Below are 19,096 nucleotides of genomic sequence, written 5' to 3'. Positions count from 1 at the left end.
CCCCGGTCCCGCAGCATGAGGGGATGAGCGAGACTGCGATCACCTACACCGTGTACGTCCAGGCCGACCCCGCGCGGGTGTGGCAGGCCCTGACCGAGCCCGCGTTCACCCGCCGTTACTGGGGGCTCGACTTCGAGACCGACTGGCGGGTGGGCTCGACGATGGACTGGGTGGAGCGCGGGGCGCGGACGAGCGATCCGGAGCAGGTGGTGCTGGAGTGCGTACCGGAGCGGCTGCTCTCCTACACCTGGCACACCTTCACCCCGCAGTGGGCCGCCTCCGTGGGCATCGGCGAGGAGCTGCGCGCCGAGCTGGCCCGCGAGCGGCGCACGAAGGTGACGTACGAGATCGAGCCGGTCGGCGACACGCTCGCGCGGCTCACCATCCTCCACGAGGGCTTCGAACCGGGCGGCACCCTCATCGGCATGTGCGGGCGCGCCTGGCCGATGCTGGCGTCCAGCCTCAAGACCCTTCTGGAGACCGGCGCCCCGCTCCCGGAGCAGGGGCACGCGAACGACCAGGGCTCCGGCGGCTACGAGAGCCACGGGGGCTGAGCGCGCGGCTCAGGTGCGTGACGGGACGGTGCAGCTCGGCCGTCCGTCGGGGATGGCCTTGCTGTCGTCGTACGGGTCGACCACCGGCCACGGCCGCTGGGCGGCGGCCGCCTCCCTGGAGAAGTAGGGGTGGACGAAGCCGTCGACCGTGCCGCAGTCGTGGTTGCCGAGCTGTCGGCGGTACCCGGCCGGGATCAGCTTCCCGGCCGTCGTGCCGGGGGAGTCGGCCGCGGCGTAGAGCAGCACGAGCTGCCTGCGCACGACGACCCGTGCCACCTCCTCCGTGCCCGGCGCGGGCCCCGGCTCCGCGTGCGGGGCCGCGCGCCGCACGGCGTAGACGAAGGTGTAGTCGGCGTGGATCCTGAGCTGCCCCGGATTCCCGCCGGCTTCGAAGGACATCCGGCCGCGCACCCTGATGCCTCCCCGGGCCGGTGTGAGCCGGGCGGGGTCGAAGCGGGTGAACAGCTCGGTGGGGTCGGCGTCCGGGAGCCCGGGCTCGCGCAGGTGCGCCGACAGCTCGGCGCGGGCGGGCTGCTGCGGATCGAGCAGTTCCAAGGCATCGGCGGGCCATGCGCCCCGGAGCACCTCCGGGTCCAGATTGGCCGCGACCACGAACTCCCGGGCCCGGAGCAGTCCGTCGAAGACCTTCGCCTTCGTGATCGAACCGACGGCCGTGGCCTCGGGCAGCGGGAGCTCCTCCTGCTCGGTCGCCCAGTTACGGGCGGGTGAACCGCGCAGCGGCAGGCTCGTGGTGGCCGGCCAGGCATCGGGCCAGGCCTGCTCGTCGAGCGCGGCGGCGTACGGCTTGCCGCCGGTCCGCTCGTCCGGGGCGGTCACCAGCCACGCGGTGACGCCGGCGAGCGCCAGGGCGGCGACGGCTCCGACGGCCAGGCGGCCGACGCGCCGTCGGCGCCCGTGGTCGTGCCAGGCCGCCTCGCGGTCCCGGTCCCGGTGCCGGCTCTGGTTCTGCTCCTGGCTCTGGTCCTGGCCCCGGTCCCGGTCCCGGTCCTGGACCGGATCCTGGCCGCCCGCGCGCAGTCGCGTGACGAATTCCGCCGGCTCCGTCATATGAGGCCCCCGCCCGTGTTCTTGGTCCCGGCCCATCTCACAGTGCGTCACCGAGGCGGCACAACCCGGACCGAGATCACGTAACAGTCCTGTGACCTGCGCAGATGCGGAACGGCAGCCACCGATGACCCCGTCGTCGCCGTCCGGTACGGGCTCGATGCCACCCTGACCACGTGGCGTTCACCGGTGTCGTGTGGAATGGCCGCATGGGGAGAAGCGAGTACCAGATACGCCCAGGCGGCCCGGAGAGCCGGACCGAGGGAACGACGGGCACGGTGGCGGTGAACCACCCGCCCGAGCACTGGCGCTACGCCCGGCACCTGGAGTCCCTGGCAGCCGTCTCGGGCCGGCCCGCGGAAGCCGAGGCCGTGGCCGCCGTACTGTGCGATCCGGACGTGGTGATGGCCGAGAGCGCGGTGGTCACGCACCTCGACCGGCGGGCGGCCGGGCTGCTGGCCGACGAGGCCTTTCCGGCCTGGGCGCAGTCCGTCGGAACCGTCCTGGGCGGCCGCACCTTCGCCACCCGCCGGCTGCGCGAGTGGACCCTGCTGAAGGCCGTCACGCGCGGCGAGCCCTGGTCCGCGGCGGACCTCCTCGCCGCCTCCGACTGGTGTCAGCGGACGGCGGCCCAGTCCCTGCACGCGGACGAGGCCCTGCGCCTGCTCGCCGCGGGGGCCCGGACCCGCCGGGTCCGCAACGCGGCGGCCCAGCGCCTGCTGCGGCGGGCCGCTTGAGCCCGTGACCCATCTGACGCGCGGGAGGGCCGGAACCGCATCCGCGGTCCCGGCCCTCCCGCCGTGCTGATTCGTTCCGCCGTACTACTTCGCGCCGCGCCGCACCCGCGCCGCCGCGCGGGCCTCGGCGGCCTGCCGCGCCTCGATGGTCTTGCGGGACTCCTTGCCCTTCCCGGGCCGCCCGGGCCGGGTGCCGATCCCGCGGAAGCCGAGGTCCGAGCCCGAGGGCCGGCCCTTGGCGTCGGTGGCCGCGGCGCCGGCCAGCGGCACGCCGGACGGGGCCTTCGCGCCGGTGATGCGGCTCAGCGCGGCCTCGCCGGAGCGGACCTGGGTGATGGTCGGCCGGATCTTGGCGTCGGCCATCAGCCGGACGATGTCGCGCCGCTGGTTCGGGGTGACCAGGGTGACGACCTTGCCGGATTCGCCGGCCCGCGCCGTGCGGCCGCCCCGGTGCAGGTAGTCCTTGCTGTCGGCCGGCGGGTCCACGTTGACCACGAGGTCGAGGTCCTCGATGTGGATGCCGCGCGCGGCGACGTTGGTCGCGACCAGGACGTTCAGCAGGCCGTCCTTGAACTGCCCGAGCGTCCGGGTGCGCTGCGGCTGCGACTTCCCGCTGTGCAGCCCCTCCGCCCGTACGCCCATGGCCCGCAGGTGCTTCACGAACTGGTCGACCCCGTGCTTGGTGTCCAGGAACATCAGCACCCGGCCCTCGCGCGCCGCGATCTCGGTCGCGGCCGAGACCTTGTCGGCCGCGTGGATGTGCAGCACGTGGTGGTCCATCGTGGACACCGAGGCGGACTGCGGGTCCACGGAGTGTCCGACCGGGTCCTTCAGGTAACGCTGGACGAGCTGGTCCACATTGCGGTCCAGCGTGGCCGAGAACAGCATCCGCTGGCCGGCGTGGTGACACTGGTCGAGGATCTCGGTGACCTGCGGCATGAAGCCCATGTCGCACATCTGGTCGGCCTCGTCGAGGACCACGGTCTTCACGCGTTCCAAGTGCACGTCGCGCCGGCCGATGAGGTCGCTGAGCCGCCCGGGGGTGGCCACCACGATCTCGGCTCCGGTGCGCAGGGCGCCCGTCTGCTTGCCGATCGACAGGCCGCCGACGACCGTGGCGATCCGCAGCTTCAGGGCCTGCGCGTACGGGGCCAGGGCCTCGGTCACCTGCTGCGCCAGCTCGCGGGTCGGTACGAGGACCAGCGCGAGCGGTCGCTTCGGATCGGCCTGCTGACCCGCCGTACGGGCCAGCATGGCCAGGCCGAAGGCGAGCGTCTTGCCCGAGCCGGTCCGCCCGCGGCCGAGGATGTCGCGGCCCGCCAGGGAGTTGGGGAGGGTCGCGGCCTGGATGGGGAACGGCTCCGCCACCCCCTGGTCGGCCATCGTCTTCACCAGCTCAGGGGGCAGGCCGAGCTCCGAGAAGGACTCCACCGGCGGCAGCGCCGGCGTGGTCGTCCTGGGCATTGAGTACTCGCCCTGGGGGCCGAGGGTCCGCGGGGTCTTTCCGCCGCCCTTCGCACCGCCCTTCGGGCTGGCCTTCGCTCCGGCCTTGATGCCGAAGCGCCCATGAGCCGACGGGTTCTTCATGCAGAACCTTCCGTGAGACGTACAAGATGTTCGGAGTGCGACGCGCACATCACCCGCGCGAACGTCGCCAAAATGCAAATTTTACCATCGGCGTTACGGGGCCACGGGCCCCAGTTCCCCGGCCCGTACCCGGTCCAAATGGGCGGTGACCTCGGCCGTCGCCCGCCCGAACCAGTCGGCGATGACGGCGATCTCGTCCGGGGTGTACTCGGCGAACACCGCGCCGAGCCGGGCGTAGAAGGGCTCGTAGACGGCGAAGATCCGCGCGGCGGCGGCCGGCTCCGCGACCACCCGGACCCGGCGACGGTCGGCGGGATCGGGCTGCCGGCTCGCGTATCCGGCGCGCTCCAGACGGTTGAGCACCCCGGTCACCGCGCCGGTGGTGAGCTTGGTCAGCTCGGCGAGGTCGCCCGCGCCGAGCGGGTCCTCCCCGGCGCCCAGGATGTGGCCGAGGCAGGTCAGGTCGGTGACGTTCAGCCCGAGGAGCTGCGCCACCTCCTGCTGGCCGACGATGCCGAGGGCGACGTACCGGTCCATGCGCGACAGCGCTTCCTGGACCGTGGCCGCGGGGCGGGGCTTGCCCTGCACGCGGTTACTCCTTAGCATCTAAGTTACTTAGCTCGTGAGGTAATTGGCTTTCTCTGTAAGAGAACCCTTTCGAGCCTACTGAACCGACGAACCAGGGGAGAACGATGAGCGCTCACGGTCACGTGGACCTCGGCCACACGGTGGCGGGCTGGACCGGCACCGCGATCGCGCTGGTGGGAAGCGCGGTGGCGGGCGCGGCCCTGTGCGCCGCCTGGACCCCCGGCGTCTGGATCGGCCTGGGGGTCGTCGGCGCGGCCGGGGTCACCACCTGGGTGCTGCACCTGGCCGGCTGGGGGAAGCCGAGCGGTCCCCGGCCGGAGAGCCAGTGGGACTGGCGGGTCCGCGACACCGTCGCGCACACCGGCCACGCCGACTGCCTCGGCTGCCGGGTCAGCGGCTCGCGGCGAGGTGTCGCAGCAGCCCCTGGGCTTCGATCCGCCGCGTCGTTGCCCGCTGCGGATAGCACCGCATGAACATCCGGGTGAAGTGCTCGCCGTAGTGGATCACCGCGGGCTCCGGGCCGTCCCCGTCCTGGGCCCGCGCCGGGTCGAGGGGGCGGATCCGGGCGCAGAAGCGCGGCTCGTGGAAGTAGGCGAGGGCGTACCGCTCCCGGTCCGCGAGCCGCACCCGGTGCGGGGTGGACAGCAGTGCGCCGCCGGTCATGAACTGGAGGATGTCCCCGGGGAACACCGTCAGCACCCGCACCACCGGCTGTACGGGGGCCCAGCCGGGCCGGTCCTCGGCGAAGCCCGCCGTGCTCTCGCCCGGCAGCCAGTTGCGCGGCCGGTGCTCGCCCGGCACGGGGGGCCGTACGAAGAGCCCGCCGACCTCGTCCTGGGCGGCGATGACCAGGAGCCCGTAGTCGGTGTGGGCGCCGATCCCGCGCTCGGCGGTCCGCTCCGCGGCGGGGAAGCGCAGCACCCGCATGTGGTGCCAGCCGTCGCGGGTCAGCCCCGCGAGGCGGTCGATGCCGGCCGGTCCGAGGCCGAGCCCGAGTGCCACCAGCCGCAGCAGCCGATCGCCGAGCCCGCCGACACCCGCCAGGTAGGCCTCCATGGCCGCGCGGTAGTCCGGGTCGGGCCAGGGGACCGGGCCGTGGCAGGGCAGGCCCGCGGCCGCGGCGGAAGGGATGTCGGGGGTGATGGTGAAGATCTCCGAGGCGTCCGGCCGGCCTGCCGTCACCTCCTCGCCGGAGGCGATGTACCCGCTGTACGAGGTGTCGTTGACACACGCCGCCTTCTCCGGCGCGGGCCGGGCGAAGAACCGCCGGCTCGCCGCCAACGCGACCCGGGTGCGGGCCTCCTGCCGCCCGTCGGCGGCCACTTGGAAGATTCCGTCGCGCTGCCAGGCGCGGACCATCGCCCCGCCGAGCACGGTGTCCGCCGTGGTTCCCGTGATCCGGGCGGGCACCCGGAACGTCGCGAGCTCACCCATGTCCATCCCCTCTCGAAGACTCCTTCGGAGCGCCCCGCCGCGAGCCCATCCCAGGGCCCGTGCGAAGGCCTGCTCCCCCGTTTCACGGACGGGGCGGAGGAAAGTTCGAATATCCGGAAGCGCCCCGGTTGGCCGCGCTTGGCGTGTGCTCGAGCCGATCAATGGGCAGGATCGGGTCCGGCCGCGCGTGCGGCCGGTGGAACGTTGTGAAGGATCAGTACAGATGGCAACTGGCATCGTGAAGTGGTTCAACTCGGAGAAGGGGTTCGGCTTCATCCAGCAGGACGACGGCGGTCCCGACGTGTTCGTGCACTTCTCCGCCATCCAGTCCAGCGGCTTCAAGGCGCTGGAGGAGGCGCAGAAGGTCGAGTACGACGTCACGCAGGGGCCCAAGGGACCCCAGGCGGAGCGGGTGGTCACCCTCTAGCACCGTTTCACGAGCCCGGCCCGTGAGGTGAGCCCCGCCGCATCTTCCGGCGGGGCTCACGCACGTCCGGGGCGGACGGGTAGCGTGGGCCGGATGATGACCGGCACGCCGGACACCCGGCTGATCGTGCTGCGCGGCAACTCCGCCGCGGGCAAGTCCTCCGTGGCGGAGGGCATCCGCGACCGCCACGGCCGGGGCCTCGCGCTCGTGGGCCAGGACAACCTGCGCCGGGTCGTCCTGCGCGAGCGGGACACCCCCGGCGCGGCGAACATCGGGCTGATCGCGAGCGTGGCGCGCTACGCGCTCGACCACGGCTTCCACGTGATCGTCGAGGGGATCCTCTACGCGGACCGCTACGGCCCCATGCTCGACGCGCTGCGCCGGGCCCACCGCGGGCCGACGCACTTCTACTACCTCGACGTGCCGTTCGAGGAGACCCTGCGCAGGCACGCGGGCAAGCCGCAGGCCGACGCGTACGGCGAGGCGGAGATGCGCGAGTGGTACCGGCCGCTCGACCTGCTGCCCGGCGACTGGGAGAGCGTCATCGAGGCGGAGCTCTCGCTGGAGGAGACGGTCACCCGGGTCATGGACGAGACCGGGCTGGCCGCGGAGAAGGACGGTCCTACCGGACAGTAGCGTTCGCAAACCGGCCGCGTCGGCCCGACAGGTGCCTCCGTGACCGAAATGACATTTCATTTCACTTACGGAATCGATCATTTCGTGCGATTGGTGACCATTTTTCGTCCAACGCCTGGGTCAAGGGCGAGGGCCAGGCGCGCAACTTCACCGTCTCCCCGCCCGCCGGCACCGACCACCAGTGGCTCGAATGGTCCCTGGACGGCGCCGAGTGGACGCGCGTACCCACCGACGGCACCTCCGGTAGCCGGGCCCTCTCCGTCGCCCCGCCGTCGAACGGAACCCACACGCTCCACGTGCGCACCGTCGACAAGGCCGACAACGAGTCCGAGACGGCCGAGTACACCTTCCACGCCGGACCGGGCGGCTTCGTCCAGCCCGCGGCCGGCGAGCGGACGGCCCGAAGGCTGCCGCTGACCGCCGAGGCCGATGGCGCCAAGTTCAACGCGGCGTCCTTCTCCTGGCGCCGCTCCGAGGCCGACCCCTGGGTGCAGATCCCGGCGGGGCACGTCACGGACGGCGGCACGCCCCTGACGGCCTGGCCCGTGTCCCTGACCGCGGGGCGCACCCCGGCAGTGGTCTGGAACGCCACGGACACGGTCGACCCGGACGGCAGCGTCCAGATCAAGGCCGACTTCACCGGGCCGGGAAGCGCCACCGGTGCCACCCAGCCCGTCGCTGTGGTTGTCGACCGCAACGCGAGCGGCGCCGCCACCAGCCCGGTCGGACCGGGCACGCTGAACCTGCTGACCGGCGACTACGAGGTGTCGGCCACCGACGTGTCCGCCTTCGGCATGTCCGTCTCCCGCACCACGTCCTCGCGCGACCCGCACAAGGGCGCCAAGCAGGAGGGCCAGGCCGCGATCTTCGGCCAGGAGTGGGCCTCCGGCACGGCGACCGAGATCGTCCAGTCCGACTACTCGCACGTCGCGCGGGTCTCGGACACGGCCGTGGACGTCGTGACCACCTCGGGTGACGCGCTGCACTTCACCGCCAACGCGGCACGCACCGGCTGGGTCTCCGAGCCCGGCGCCGGGACGATGACGCTGACCGGCAGTGTCAGCGGCTCGTTCACGCTGACCGACGACGGCGGTACGGTCACCGAGTTCACCCGGGCCGACCCGGCGATGACCACCTGGCAGGTCTCCAGCACCATGGTCAGCGGAGTCGAGAACTCGACGACCACGTGGTCTCGGAAATGGTCACCGTCGACACCAAGAAGCCGGCCCGCCCCAAGCGGGTCATCGCCCCGACCTCGGCCGCGACCGCCTCGACCTGCGCCACCACGCCGCAGACCAAGGGGTGCCGCTCGCTGGAGTTCGTCTACGCGACCGCCACCACCGCCACCGGATACAGCACCTCCGCCGACTTCGGCGACTTCGCCGGACAGGTGAAGGAGATCCGGCTGTGGTCCACCGAGCCCGGCGCCGTGAACGCCGCGTCGAAGGCGGTCTCCACCTACCGTTACGACGCCGGCGGCAACCTCCGCCAGCAGTGGGACCCCAACCTGGCGCAGAGCACCCATGCGCATTACGCGTACAACGCCGCTGACCGCATCGACTGGCTGCAGACCAAGTCCGAGCTGCCCTGGTCGTTCACGTACGGCCAGGCGGGATCCGCGCCCACGGCCGGTGACGGCATGCTCCTCAAGGCCTCCCGGGCCGGTCTGAAGCCGGGCACGGCGGGCGAGGAACAGGGCACCGCGGCCACCAGCGTCGTCCCGCTGACCGGCGGCACGGCCCCGTACCCCATGGGCACGGCCGACGTGAAGGCGTGGGGGCAGACCGGCGCATCCACCGACGCGACCGCCGTGTTCCCCGCGGACGCGGTCCCCCCGTCCCACTCCGGTACGGCACTCGCCGCCTCGGCCTACGCGCGGGCGTCGATCACCTACCTGGGCGCCTCCGGACGGCCCGTCAACAGCGCGGCGCCCGGCGGACACATCACCACCACCGAGTACGACCGGTACGGAAACACCGTCCGCGAGCTCTCGGCCGTCAACCGGGCCCTGGCCCTGGGCACGAGCCCCGCGGACCAGGCGGCGCAGGCCAACCTGGGCATCGGCCAGCTCACCGGCGCCGAGCGCGCCCAACAGCTGAGCACCACGACCACGTTCGACACGGCCGGAGTGCGGGAAGTCGGCAAGCTCGGACCGCTGCGGCGCGTCGACCTGACCGCCGACCTGAAGAACGGAGCGACCCTGCTCGTTCCGGCCGGCACCTCGGTGACCGCCCGCGACCGGTCGGTCCTCGAATACGACGCTGGGCGGCCCACCAACGGCACCGCCAGGGTCAAGGACCAGGTCACCAAGGCCACGCTCGGCGCCCAGGTCCGCGAGCACCCGACGGTACTCGGCGAGCCCCACGCCACCGAGACCGTGTACGACTGGGCCAGGGGCCTGCCGATCCGCACCGTCAGGGATCCGGGTGGCTTGGCCATCACGGAGACCACCGAGTACGACGCCAAGAACCGGGTCTCCAAGCAGCTGCTCCCCGGCGCGAACGGCAGCGACGCCGCCACCCGCGTGACCACCTACTGGTCGGCGACGGGTACCGGCACGTGCCAGGGCCGCCCCGAGTGGGCCGACCTGGTCTGCACCGTCGGTCCGGCCGGTGACATCACCGGAGGCGGGGCGAACACGTCCAAGCTCGCGACCACCACCACCGAGTACAACTGGTGGGGCAGCCCGGCCAAGCGGATCGAGACGGTGAACGGGTCCACGCGGACCACCACCACCGAGTCCGACGCGGCCGGCCGGACGACCAAGGTCACCACGACCGGCGGCATCGGCACGGCCGCTCCGGAGGCCACCACCGAGTACGACGCGGTGACCGGCCGGGCCGTCAAGAACTCCTCGCCCACCGGCGGGAGCATCGTCAAGCAGTTCGACAAGCTCGGCCGGCAGGTCTCCTACACGGATGCGGACGGCGGTGTCACCACCACCGAGTTCGACCTGCTCGACCGTCCGACCAAGGTGACGGACAACGTGCCGTCGACCGTCACGTTCACCTACGACAACGCCGCCGAACCCCGGGGCCTTCCGACCAAGACGACCGACTCGGTCGCCGGTGAGTTCCTTCCGTCGTACGACGCGGCGGGAGCCGTCCGCAGCGAGAAGCTGCCCGGCGGGTACACGCTGAACATCAGCACGGACACGGGCGGTGACGCCGCGAAGCGCAGCTACGTGCGCGACAGCGACGGGGTCGTCGTCTACACCGACACCGTGAACGAATCCGTGCACGGCCAGATCACCACGCACTCCGGTCTCTCCGACCAGCGGTTCCGCTACGACACCGCGGGCCGTCTGGCCTCGGTCGAGGACACGGCGAACACCGTCTGCACGCGTCGCACCTACGCCTTCGACGGGCGTTCGAACCGCACCGGTCTGACCACGGCGGCCGGAGCCCCCGGTGCGGACTGCCCCGCCAACGGCGGAACCACCACCACCACCCACACCTACGACAGCGCCGAGCGCCTCGTCGACAGCGGCTACGTCTACGACGAGTTCGGGCGCACCACCACCCTCCCGGGCCACGGGACCGTCACTTACTACAACAGCGACCGCACCCGCCAGCAGACCCTGTCCAACCAGCGGCAGACCTGGGGCCTCGACGCCGCTCAGCGCTACCGCGGGTGGACGAAGGAGTCGTACGACGGCGCGGTCTGGACCCAGACCGCGTCCCGCGTCAACCACTACGGCGACGACGCGGACAACCCGCGCTGGATCGTCGAGGACACCGCGACCGGTGCGGTGACCCGCAACGTCGCCACCGCGAGCGGCCTGACCACCACCAGCAAGACGGGGGACGTCGTCCTGCACCTGACGACGATCCAGGGCTCCGTGGCCGTCCAGCTCCCGCTGAACGTCTCGCAGGCCCCCGTGGTCCTGGACAGCGACGAGTACGGCAAGCCCCGCGCGGGGCAGGCCGCCGCCCGCTACGGATGGCTGGGCGCACACCAGCGCTCCAGCGAGACGCCGAGCGAGCTGGTCCTGATGGGCGCCCGTCTCTACAACCCGTCCACCGGCCGCTTCCTCTCCTCGGACCCGGTCTACGGCGGTAGCGCGAACGCGTACGAGTACGCCAACGCCGACCCGGTCAACCAGCAGGACCTGGATGGGCGAAGCGTCAAGTCCTGGCGCAAGAAGCTCATCGAGGCCCGGGCGTGCATGACGCTCGGCTGGCGCGGCTGCGCCTGGGCCACGGCGATATCGGTAGCGCTGCTCGCGACCTTCAGGTCGGGCCGGGTCAACAACGCGATCCGGCACTTCATGTGGCAGGCGAGCCTGACGTTCTACTTCGGCGCGCGAGCGGCCAAGAGGCTGGGAGACGCGCACGAATGGGGGGAGAGCGGGCGCGACACCCAGATCGATCAGCATAACAACTCCGTCGCCCGGAGCTTCGCCGTGCGCAACTGGTGGAGCATGTACGCGTGGTGGTACTGGGGTACTTTCTGGGCGAACCTCTACTACTACGCGCGCGTCTACATCTCCAAGGGTTACCTGCGCACGAGATAGGGAGAGAACCTGTGAACACGGCACGTTCCCCGCGTCGCGGGCTGTTCCTGGGCCTGGCCGTCACCATGGGCTGCCTGACCGGCCTCGCCCTGCTCGCGGGGTCGGTGTACCTGCTCTTCTACGGGTCGGAGGGCTCGTGCGAGGAGGAGCGGGCGGTCGCGCGCATGGACCAGGTCTCGACCGCGGCGCCCGCCGCCGCGGCCGGTACCACGCTCGTGCCGGAGCGGACCAGCGTCGAGTGCATGGACGACAGCGGCGAGCCCTGGGTCGCCGCGGACAGCACCTACGCGTACGACACGGACGCTCGGGCGTTGGCCACCCGCTACTGGGACACCGCGAGTGAAGAAGGATGGAAAGCGGTCGGCGGCCGGGCGGAAGCCCCGGACGGGTTCCGGAGCGGTTTCGGCATGTGCTTCCAGAAGGAGGTGGCCGGCGAGCCCGCCCTGCTCAGGGTGGGGGCCGACGGGCCGGGACGGTTCGTCGTGACCGTGGAATCGGCACTGGACGGGTCTGCGATCGCTTGCTGAACCGCTGACAGCGCGAGAGGCGCCCGGGGGGCCGATGGCCCGCCGGGCGCCTCTCGCGTTCCCGGCCGTCGCTTTCGGGGGATCACCCCGCCCGGTGGAGGGCGACGAGGAGCGGCCAGATCCGCTCCGCCAGTTCGGCCGGGTCCGCCAGGCCGGCGGGCAGATCGCCGTGCAGCCAGTCCGCGAGCACGGCGGTGAAGGTGGCGGCCACGGCCGAAGCCACCAGCTCGGGGCGCGGGGCGCCCACCGCGGCGCGCTCGGCCCGGCTGCGGGCGCGCAGTTCCCGGTACAGGCGTTCGCCGAGCGGGCCGCCGCCGCCCGGCAGGAGCAGGGTGCGGTAGAGCGGTGCCCGGTCGGCCGCTCCGCCGAGGAAGGCGGCCAGCGCGGCCGGGGGGCGGGCCGGGGGAGGGGCCGTGGGATCCGTCTGCCAGGCGTGCAGGGCATCGACCGCCGCGTGCACGACGTCGGCGCACGCGTCCACCGCGAGCGCGGTGAGGTCCTCGTAGTGCAGGTAGAACGTGGCCCGGCCGACACCCGCCCGCCGGACCACCGCCGAGACGCTGACCTCGGCCAGCGGCCGGTCCGCGCAAGCGGCGAGGAGGCTCTCGCGCAGCCGGGCCTTGGTACGGGTGGTGCGGGGGTCGGTGCGCGGGGCGGTACGGGGTGCGGTGCCGGCAGCAGCCGCGGGGGCGTCGGCCGACACGTCCGTACCGGCGTTCCCCGCGGAGCCCCCGGAGTCCCCGGAGTCCGCCCCGGCGGGCGGCCGCGTGTGCCGGGCGCCGGAGGTCATCCCGCGAGCAGCGCCGCGCCCAGGGCGAGGGCGCCGGGCAGGGCCTGGGCGATGAGGATGCGGCGGTTGGCGGTCGCGGCGCCGTACACCCCGGCGACGATCACGCAGACGAGGAAGAAGATCTGCGTGGCGAGCGAGTCGATGACGAGGGACCAGACCAGGCCGGCGGCGAGGAACCCGTTGTAGAGGCCCTGGTTGGCGGCGAGCGCGGCGGTCAGGCGGGCCGTGTCGGCGTCGAAGCCGGACAGGGCGCGGCCGGGCGGCCGCTGCCACAGGAACATCTCCAGGACCAGGAAGTACGCGTGCAGAGCGGCGACGAGGCCGATGAGGATCGTTGCGACCGTGTGCACGGCCACCTCCCTGGGGCGGGGTGAGCGGAGAGCGGTCTCTCCGACTTCCTGGACAACTGTACAGGAAGTCAACTGCGCGGGAAGTCGGGGCGCGGCCGGCGGTCCCCGGCGCGACTACGCTGACCGCATGACTGCGCTCGTATATGAAGACTTCGCCCCCGGACGCCACCGCGAGGCCACGCTGATCCGGCACGCCCTCGGCAGCGTGCACGAAGAGGCCCTGGTCGCGGGCCTGGCGGGCGGTATCGGCTTCATGTACTTCGTGTTCGAGTACGCGGGCCATCCGCCGGTGCCGACGATCGTCGCCCAGGCCCACCCCGACCCCTGGGTCCAGGTCGCCCTGGGCCGCCTGCGCATCCCCTACGAGGCCACCCGCAGCGCCAAGCCGCGCTGGAACCGGGTCGAGGCCGCTCTCGACGCGGGGGCCCCGGTGTTCTGCACCGTCGACAGGTCGGCGCTGCCCTGGCACGGCTCCGCCCCGATGGCCGAGCTGGCCGCCGCCGATCCGTACGTGGTCGTCGTGGTCGGCTACGAGGGGGACACCTACTACGTCGACGACCCGGCGGCAGGTCTGGACGGGGCCGGCGCTCCGTACGCGATCGGCCGGGAGGAGTTCGGGGCTGCCTGGTCCGGACACAAGAAGGGCCGCCACCAGATGGTGGTGACCACCGGGAAGCCCGCCGGCGAACCCGACCTGGACGCCGCGATCGCCGCCACGGTCTCCCGCCTCACCGGGCCGGTGCTCGGCAACCACTTCGACGTCAACTTCGGCTTCTCCGGCATGGAGAAGTTCGCCGCGCAGCTGCGCGACACCGGCACCAAGACGGGCTGGGAGCGCCGCTTCGCCACCCCCGAGGCCTTCGCCCTGGGTACGCGGAGGCTGTACGCCTGCCTGGAGGAGGAGTGGACCGCCCCGGGCGCCACCCGGCCGCTGTACGCGGACTTCCTCGATCTCTCCGGGCACGGGGACGCGGCCGAGCTCTTCCGCGACTCCGGGCGGCAGTGGTCGCGCCTCGCGGACCTGGCCCGCACGGCCGACCCCGAGGCGGACGCCGCCGGGCGGCGGTCGCTCTTCGACGCCTGCGCCGAGCTGGTGGACGACGCCCTGGTGCTGGAGCGGCGGGCGGCCGAACTGCTGCCGCGGGCGGCCCCCGGCGAGTAGGGGCGGCGTGGGACCGCGTCAAAAGTCGAGTCGCTTGCCCAGCGGGGGCGGGACCTGGACGAGGCCCTGTTCCAGCGCCTGGGTGCCGCCACCCGGCACTGAGCCGGGGGCCCGCTCAGAGGTGGGCGTCGAGGAACACCCGGAACTCCTCGGCCGTCATCGGCCCGGCCCGGGTCGCCAGCACCTCGCCGCCCGCGATGAGGACGGCGGTCGGGGCCCCGGTCACCTCGTACCGCTTGGTCTGGGCGGGGCAGCGGGTGATGTCCACGCGCACCGCCGTCAGCCGGGTCCCGTACTCCTGGGCCAGTGCGGCGACGACCGTGTCCATCGCGCGGCAGGGCTCCAGGGCCTTCGGCCAGCTCCCGCAGAAGTAGGCGAGCACGGGCCCGTCCGTCATGCCGAGGATGAAGTCGAACTCCTGGTCCTCCAGAGGCTGGTGTACCCGACGTGCCATGGATGGTGCTCCGTTTCGTGTGCCGTGCGATCCGAACGGCTCCCATCATCGCCGCTCGGCCCGGTGGCGTTGTCAGTGCCGTCTGTGAAGCTGACCGGTATGGACGACAGGATGCTCCGGCGCCGGGTCTACGGCGCCGACCACGACGACCCCGACCCGGGTCCGCTCCCGGGGCACGCCTACGGAGAGCTCGTGGGCGGTCCCCTCGACGGACTGCTGCTCGACATCACGGGCTGGAGCGTTCCGCAGCTCGGCGAAGAGGCCCGGCTGCCGACGGAGATAGGGCGTTACGGGCCCGGCGGCCGGGCCCACTACCGCCGCCGCGCCGCCGATCCCGGCCACTGGGACTGGACGGGCGACAGCCGCTGACGCCGGGCGCCCCGCCCCGGCGGACTCAGCCCGCCGCGTTCCGGCCGACCTTGCGGGCCCACAGCACCAGCGGGACCTGGAGCGGCAGCCGGCCCAGGGCCACGGCCCGCAGGGCGGGGGAGCGGTGGCGGGCGTCGGCGGCCATCTTGACGTTGGCGGGGAACACGCCGACGAAGAACGCCGCCGTCGCCAGCGCCGCGACCCGGCGGGTGCGCGGGTGGGCCACCCCGGCCGCCAGTGCGAGCTCCGCCACGCCGCTCGCGTACGTCCACTGGCGCGGGGTGCCGGGCAGCGAGCGCGGCACGATCGCGTCGAACTGCTTGGGGGCGACCGCGTGCGCCACCGCCGCGCCCGCCAGAAGACCGGCGAGCAGGAGCGGGGAGGAAGGTGTGCGCGGCATCGGGGATCCTCTCGGAGGGGCTTGGGCCCGGCGATCCTACTCGCCGGTAGCTCCGTGGGGGCCTGCTGCCGGAATCTCCGCCACGACGCGCGTCCCGAAAATCTCCGAAGATTTTTCCGGGAAGCTGTCGATCCCGGCGTCTCCCGTTCGACGCAGGGGTGAGAGGCGGGGAAGGCCCCCGTCCCCCACCACCGAGGAGTCACCATGCCGCGCTTCCTTTCGTTGATCCGCATCGACGAGCAGAACCTCACCCCCGACACCCCCTTCCCGGCCGACTTCAACGACCGCATGGGCGCCCTGATGGAGGAGATCACCAAGGCGGGGGTCATGCTCGACACCGCCGGCCTGCTCCCCACCTCCGAGGGGACCCGGGTCACCTGGTCCGGTGGAAAGCTCAGCTACACCGACGGTCCCTTCACCGAGACCAAGGAGGTCGTCGGCGGGTACGCCCTCATGCAGTGCAAGGACAAGGACGAGGCGCTGGAGTGGACCAAGCGCTTCCTGGAGATCCACCCCGAGAACTGGACGGTCGGCGCCGAGCTCCGCCAGCTCGACGGAAGCTGACGGCCGACGCCGGTCCGCGCCGTTTGCCCTGCCTCGTCACGGCTGCTCTGATGGGTAGCCGTGACGGCAGTGAGGACGACCCGAGCGGTCGAAGCGGTGTTCAGGATCGAGTCCGCGCGCATCATCGCGGGCGTCGCCCGGATCGTGCGCGACGTCGGCATCGCCGAGGAGATCACCCAGGACGCGCTGGTCGCGGCGCTGGAGCAGTGGCCGGCCTCCGGGGTGCCCGACAAGCCGGGGGCCTGGCTGATGGCCACCGCCAAGCACCGGGCCATCGACCTCGTCCGCCGCAAGGAGACCTACGCGCGCAAGCTCGCGGAAGTGGGCCGCACCCTGGAGGACGTGCCGCCTCCCGAGGAGGAGGCCGGGCTCACGGACCCCGAGTCCATCGACGACGACCTGCTGCGGCTGATCTTCACCGCCTGCCACCCCGTCCTCGCCACCGATGCCCGGATCGCGCTGACCCTGCGGCTCATGGGCGGCCTGACCACCCAGGAGATCGCCCGCGCCTTCCTCTGCCCCGAGCCGACCGTCGCCCAGCGGATCGTCCGCGCGAAGCGGGCGCTCGCGAAGGCGGGCGTGCCCTTCGAGGTCCCGTACGGTGCCGACCGCGAAGAGCGCCTCGCCTCCGTGCTGGAGGTCATCTACCTCGTCTTCAACGAGGGCTACTCGGCCACGGCCGGCGACGACCTCGTCCGCCCCGCCCTGTGCGAGGACGCCCTGCGCCTCGCCCGGGTCCTGGCAGGCCTGATGCCCGAGGAGCCCGAAGTGCACGGCCTGGCGGCGCTGCTGGAGTTCCAGGCCTCGCGCATCGCCACCCGGACCGGCCCGGACGGGGAGCCGGTGCTCCTCGCCGACCAGAACCGCTCCAAGTGGAACCGCCTGCTGATCCGGCGCGGAGTCGAAGCCCTGCACCGCGCGGGCACCGGCCCCTACGCCCTCCAGGCCGCCATCGCAGGCTGTCACGCCGACGCCGTCCGCTACGAGGACACCGACTGGCGCACGATCGCCGGCCTCTACGGACGTCTCGTCCGGCTGGTCCCGTCACCCGTGATCGAGCTCAACCGGGCCGTCGCCGTCTCGATGGCCGAGGGCCCGGCGACAGCCCTCCCCCTGGTCGACGCCCTGACGGCGGAACCGGCCCTGCGCTCCTACCATTTGCTGCCGAGCGTACGAGGAGACCTGCTGGAGCGGCTCGGCCGCCCGGCGGAGGCCCGCGCGGAGTTCGAACGCGCCGCTTCCCTCACCCGCAACGCCCGGGAGCAGACCCTGCTGCGCGCCCGCGCGGCCCGCCTCTGAGGCCCGCCGTCGCGAGGCCCGGGCCGGATCAGCCGCGGCGTGCGAAGGCCGCCACGTCGAGCGGAGTCCGCCTCGCCGGCCGGCGCGGCGCGGTCAGCGCGATGGGGCGGCGGAACGAGCCGTGGCGGGCGATCTCCCGGACCGTCTCGCGCAGGGCCTCCAGGAAACCGTCCATGGTGCGGCGCGCGGCGGGTGTGTCCGAGTAGATCGAGTTCATGTGCAGCCCGTCCGTGTCCCGCTGGAACCAGGAGCAGGCGCCGTTGGCCTGCGCCGACCACACGTGGGAGGTGGGCCGCCAGTCCTCGTGGCGCTCGGCGCCCGGGCACTTGCGCATGTCGATGTACGAGAAGAAGTTCACCGGGTACGGCCAGGAGCGGGCGGCGAACTCGCGGGGCGCGAGCAGTTCCCAGGCCCGCACGAACGGTACGTCGAGGTGGCCGATCATCTCGTTGAAACCGCCCCGCACGGAGGCCATGACCTGCTCGAAGTCCCGGCCGGGCGAGGCGTCGAACTCGATGGGCATGGTGTTGACGAACCAGCCGACCGAGTTGCCCCACCCGGCCCGGCCGCGCTCGCTCACCGGCATGAACCCCCGGTAGACCCCCGGCCCGCCCGCCTCGCGCAGACAGACCGCGACGGCGGCGAGCACGCCCATGAACGGCTTGCCGTCCACCGCCAGGCACGCCTTCTCGAAGACCTCCGCCTCGGCGGCGTCCAGCAGCGGGGAGGCCTCGTTCACGATCGAGTACATCCGGCTCGGCTCCACACCCAGTTCCAGCGGGAAGCGCGGGAAGAACTCGCCACCACCGCTGGCCATGAACTCCTTCCAGTAGCCGAGCCGTTCGTCGTCCGCGTCGATGGAGAGGTAGCGGCCGCGCTGCTCCTCGGCGAAGTCGAGATAGCTCGGCGCGGGCGCCGGATCGGGCAACTCGCCGCGCCGGAGGGCCTCGTAGCCGCTTTCGACCTCCTGGACCACGATCGGCATCGACATGCCGTCGCAGACGATGTGGTCGAAGGCCAGGTAGACGGTCGCCGAATCCTCGCGCAGTACGGCACCCATCGTGAACAGCGGCCAGGACAGCGTGTCGATGCTCCGCTTGAACCGCTCCACCAGGAAGCCGGTCAGCTCGTCGGTGCGGTCGAACGCGGCGACCTGAACGGTGTCCAGGGCCAGTTCGGCGGCGGGGATCGGCGCGCACGCCAACTCCCCGGCCAGCCTGCGGAACTCACAGCGCAGCACCTCGTGGCGGCGTACGAACGCCAGCAGCGAGCCGGTCAGGGCCGCCTCGTCCAGCGGGCCCGCGACCTCGAAGGTGACCGCGATCCACGACGCGGTCGGGTCGTCGGCCGCGCGGCTCTCCTCGGCGACGGTGAAGTGCTTGTCCTGGTTGAAGGATGCCCTCCTGTCCGCCGTGCCGTCCGGACCGGGTGACTGCACCCCGGCCGTGGACCGCAACCGCCACTCGACGACCCGGCCGGGTGCCATGTGGTGCATCTCCAGAGGAAACTGCCGCATTCCGTCATCCCTTCGACCCCCGAGTCAACCCCGAGCGCCTAACGACACCCGGGCCACGGAAGTGACGCGCGCACGGCGGTTCGCCGGGAGGCGCGCCGCGCGGACCGGGGGCACGTGCCCG

At 72.6% G+C, this 19,096-nt stretch carries 19 protein-coding genes and 1 pseudogene; 11 read left to right on the top strand and 9 right to left on the bottom strand.

The features are described from left to right. Positions 1–23: 23 nt before the first annotated feature. Positions 24–554: an SRPBCC family protein gene (locus AC6CKD_RS17340; RefSeq protein WP_266911561.1), complete on the top strand. Its 531-nt coding sequence runs from the start codon at positions 24–26 to the stop codon at positions 552–554. A gap of 9 nt (positions 555–563) precedes the next feature. Here the strand turns inward: AC6CKD_RS17340 and AC6CKD_RS17335 are convergent, their stop codons facing one another. Beyond that, positions 564–1,622, bottom strand: coding sequence for a hypothetical protein (locus AC6CKD_RS17335; RefSeq protein WP_498328355.1), 1,059 nt, complete (start codon positions 1,620–1,622; stop codon positions 564–566). A gap of 206 nt (positions 1,623–1,828) precedes the next feature. Between AC6CKD_RS17335 and AC6CKD_RS17330 the strand changes: the two genes are divergently transcribed. Then, entirely contained in the window at positions 1,829–2,356 is a 528-nt protein-coding gene (locus AC6CKD_RS17330) for a hypothetical protein (protein WP_498328354.1), read from the top strand. Between the two features lie 84 nt (positions 2,357–2,440). Here AC6CKD_RS17330 and AC6CKD_RS17325 read toward each other — a convergent pair whose 3' ends face one another. Both AC6CKD_RS17325 and AC6CKD_RS17320 read right to left on the bottom strand, forming a co-directional pair. Next, on the bottom strand, positions 2,441–3,943 hold the full coding sequence (locus tag AC6CKD_RS17325) for a DEAD/DEAH box helicase (RefSeq protein ID WP_498328353.1): 1,503 nt from the start codon (positions 3,941–3,943) through the stop codon (positions 2,441–2,443). A gap of 93 nt (positions 3,944–4,036) precedes the next feature. Continuing rightward, a complete protein-coding gene (locus AC6CKD_RS17320; protein ID WP_498328352.1) occupies positions 4,037–4,531 on the bottom strand; it encodes a MarR family transcriptional regulator in 495 nt (164 codons plus the stop codon). Positions 4,532–4,635: 104 nt separating this feature from the next. Between AC6CKD_RS17320 and AC6CKD_RS17315 the strand changes: the two genes are divergently transcribed. After that, positions 4,636–5,004 (top strand): HGxxPAAW family protein, encoded by a 369-nt coding sequence (locus AC6CKD_RS17315; protein WP_498328351.1) that lies wholly within the window; start codon positions 4,636–4,638, stop codon positions 5,002–5,004. Here the strand turns inward: AC6CKD_RS17315 and AC6CKD_RS17310 are convergent. Further along, complete coding sequence (locus AC6CKD_RS17310) at positions 4,922–5,971, bottom strand: 2-oxoglutarate and iron-dependent oxygenase domain-containing protein (protein ID WP_498328350.1); 1,050 nt, start codon at positions 5,969–5,971, stop codon at positions 4,922–4,924. The genes AC6CKD_RS17315 and AC6CKD_RS17310 overlap by 83 nt on opposite strands. Before the next feature lie 217 nt (positions 5,972–6,188). Here AC6CKD_RS17310 and AC6CKD_RS17305 point away from each other — a divergent pair, with 217 nt between their 5' ends. The 4 genes and pseudogenes from AC6CKD_RS17305 (at position 6,189) to AC6CKD_RS17290 (ending at position 12,071) form a co-directional block, all read left to right on the top strand. After that, complete coding sequence (locus AC6CKD_RS17305) at positions 6,189–6,392, top strand: cold-shock protein (protein ID WP_498328349.1); 204 nt, start codon at positions 6,189–6,191, stop codon at positions 6,390–6,392. Between the two features lie 96 nt (positions 6,393–6,488). Further along, positions 6,489–7,028, top strand: coding sequence for an AAA family ATPase (locus tag AC6CKD_RS17300; protein WP_498328605.1), 540 nt, complete (start codon positions 6,489–6,491; stop codon positions 7,026–7,028). A 101-nt stretch (positions 7,029–7,129) separates the two neighbouring features. Then, positions 7,130–11,544 (top strand): annotated as a pseudogene (locus AC6CKD_RS17295) (RHS repeat-associated core domain-containing protein); the annotation flags it as partial. Positions 11,545–11,555: 11 nt separating this feature from the next. Beyond that, positions 11,556–12,071, top strand: coding sequence for a hypothetical protein (locus AC6CKD_RS17290; protein ID WP_498328348.1), 516 nt, complete (start codon positions 11,556–11,558; stop codon positions 12,069–12,071). Between the two features lie 82 nt (positions 12,072–12,153). Here the strand turns inward: AC6CKD_RS17290 and AC6CKD_RS17285 are convergent, their stop codons facing one another. Both AC6CKD_RS17285 and AC6CKD_RS17280 read right to left on the bottom strand, forming a co-directional pair. Next, the gene (locus AC6CKD_RS17285) at positions 12,154–12,861 is read right to left on the bottom strand and encodes a TetR/AcrR family transcriptional regulator (protein WP_498328347.1); all 708 of its coding nucleotides are present in this window, start codon (positions 12,859–12,861) and stop codon (positions 12,154–12,156) included. Next, positions 12,858–13,211, bottom strand: a complete 354-nt coding sequence (locus tag AC6CKD_RS17280) for a DUF1304 domain-containing protein (RefSeq protein ID WP_498328346.1) — start codon at positions 13,209–13,211, stop codon at positions 12,858–12,860. The genes AC6CKD_RS17285 and AC6CKD_RS17280 overlap by 4 nt, the downstream gene beginning before the upstream one ends. Positions 13,212–13,338: 127 nt before the next feature. Between AC6CKD_RS17280 and AC6CKD_RS17275 the strand changes: the two genes are divergently transcribed. Further along, positions 13,339–14,373, top strand: coding sequence for a BtrH N-terminal domain-containing protein (locus tag AC6CKD_RS17275; RefSeq protein ID WP_498328345.1), 1,035 nt, complete (start codon positions 13,339–13,341; stop codon positions 14,371–14,373). 115 nt (positions 14,374–14,488) lie between these two features. On the opposite strand, the gene AC6CKD_RS17270 is transcribed toward AC6CKD_RS17275, so the two are convergent. Continuing rightward, on the bottom strand, positions 14,489–14,827 hold the full coding sequence (locus AC6CKD_RS17270) for a thioredoxin family protein (protein ID WP_498328343.1): 339 nt from the start codon (positions 14,825–14,827) through the stop codon (positions 14,489–14,491). Between the two features lie 99 nt (positions 14,828–14,926). Between AC6CKD_RS17270 and AC6CKD_RS17265 the strand changes: the two genes are divergently transcribed. After that, entirely contained in the window at positions 14,927–15,196 is a 270-nt protein-coding gene (locus AC6CKD_RS17265; RefSeq protein WP_498328341.1) for a hypothetical protein, read from the top strand. Between the two features lie 25 nt (positions 15,197–15,221). Here the strand turns inward: AC6CKD_RS17265 and AC6CKD_RS17260 are convergent, their stop codons facing one another. Further along, entirely contained in the window at positions 15,222–15,596 is a 375-nt protein-coding gene (locus tag AC6CKD_RS17260) for a DoxX family protein (protein WP_498328339.1), read from the bottom strand. A 204-nt stretch (positions 15,597–15,800) separates the two neighbouring features. Between AC6CKD_RS17260 and AC6CKD_RS17255 the strand changes: the two genes are divergently transcribed. Beyond that, positions 15,801–16,160, top strand: a complete 360-nt coding sequence (locus AC6CKD_RS17255; RefSeq protein WP_266875698.1) for a YciI family protein — start codon at positions 15,801–15,803, stop codon at positions 16,158–16,160. Positions 16,161–16,229: 69 nt separating this feature from the next. Then, positions 16,230–17,459 (top strand): RNA polymerase sigma factor, encoded by a 1,230-nt coding sequence (locus AC6CKD_RS17250; protein WP_498328337.1) that lies wholly within the window; start codon positions 16,230–16,232, stop codon positions 17,457–17,459. Between the two features lie 28 nt (positions 17,460–17,487). Here AC6CKD_RS17250 and AC6CKD_RS17245 read toward each other — a convergent pair whose 3' ends face one another. Next, positions 17,488–18,975 carry a condensation domain-containing protein gene (locus tag AC6CKD_RS17245; protein WP_498328336.1) on the bottom strand — a complete coding sequence of 496 codons (1,488 nt, stop codon included), beginning with the start codon at positions 18,973–18,975 and terminating at the stop codon, positions 17,488–17,490. Between the last annotated feature and the right edge of the window lie 121 nt (positions 18,976–19,096).

It is taken from the genome of Streptomyces sp. GQ60, assembly GCF_059758875.1.
Note: the sequence above shows the minus strand (reverse complement) of the source record. Positions and strands in the feature narration are given on the sequence as shown.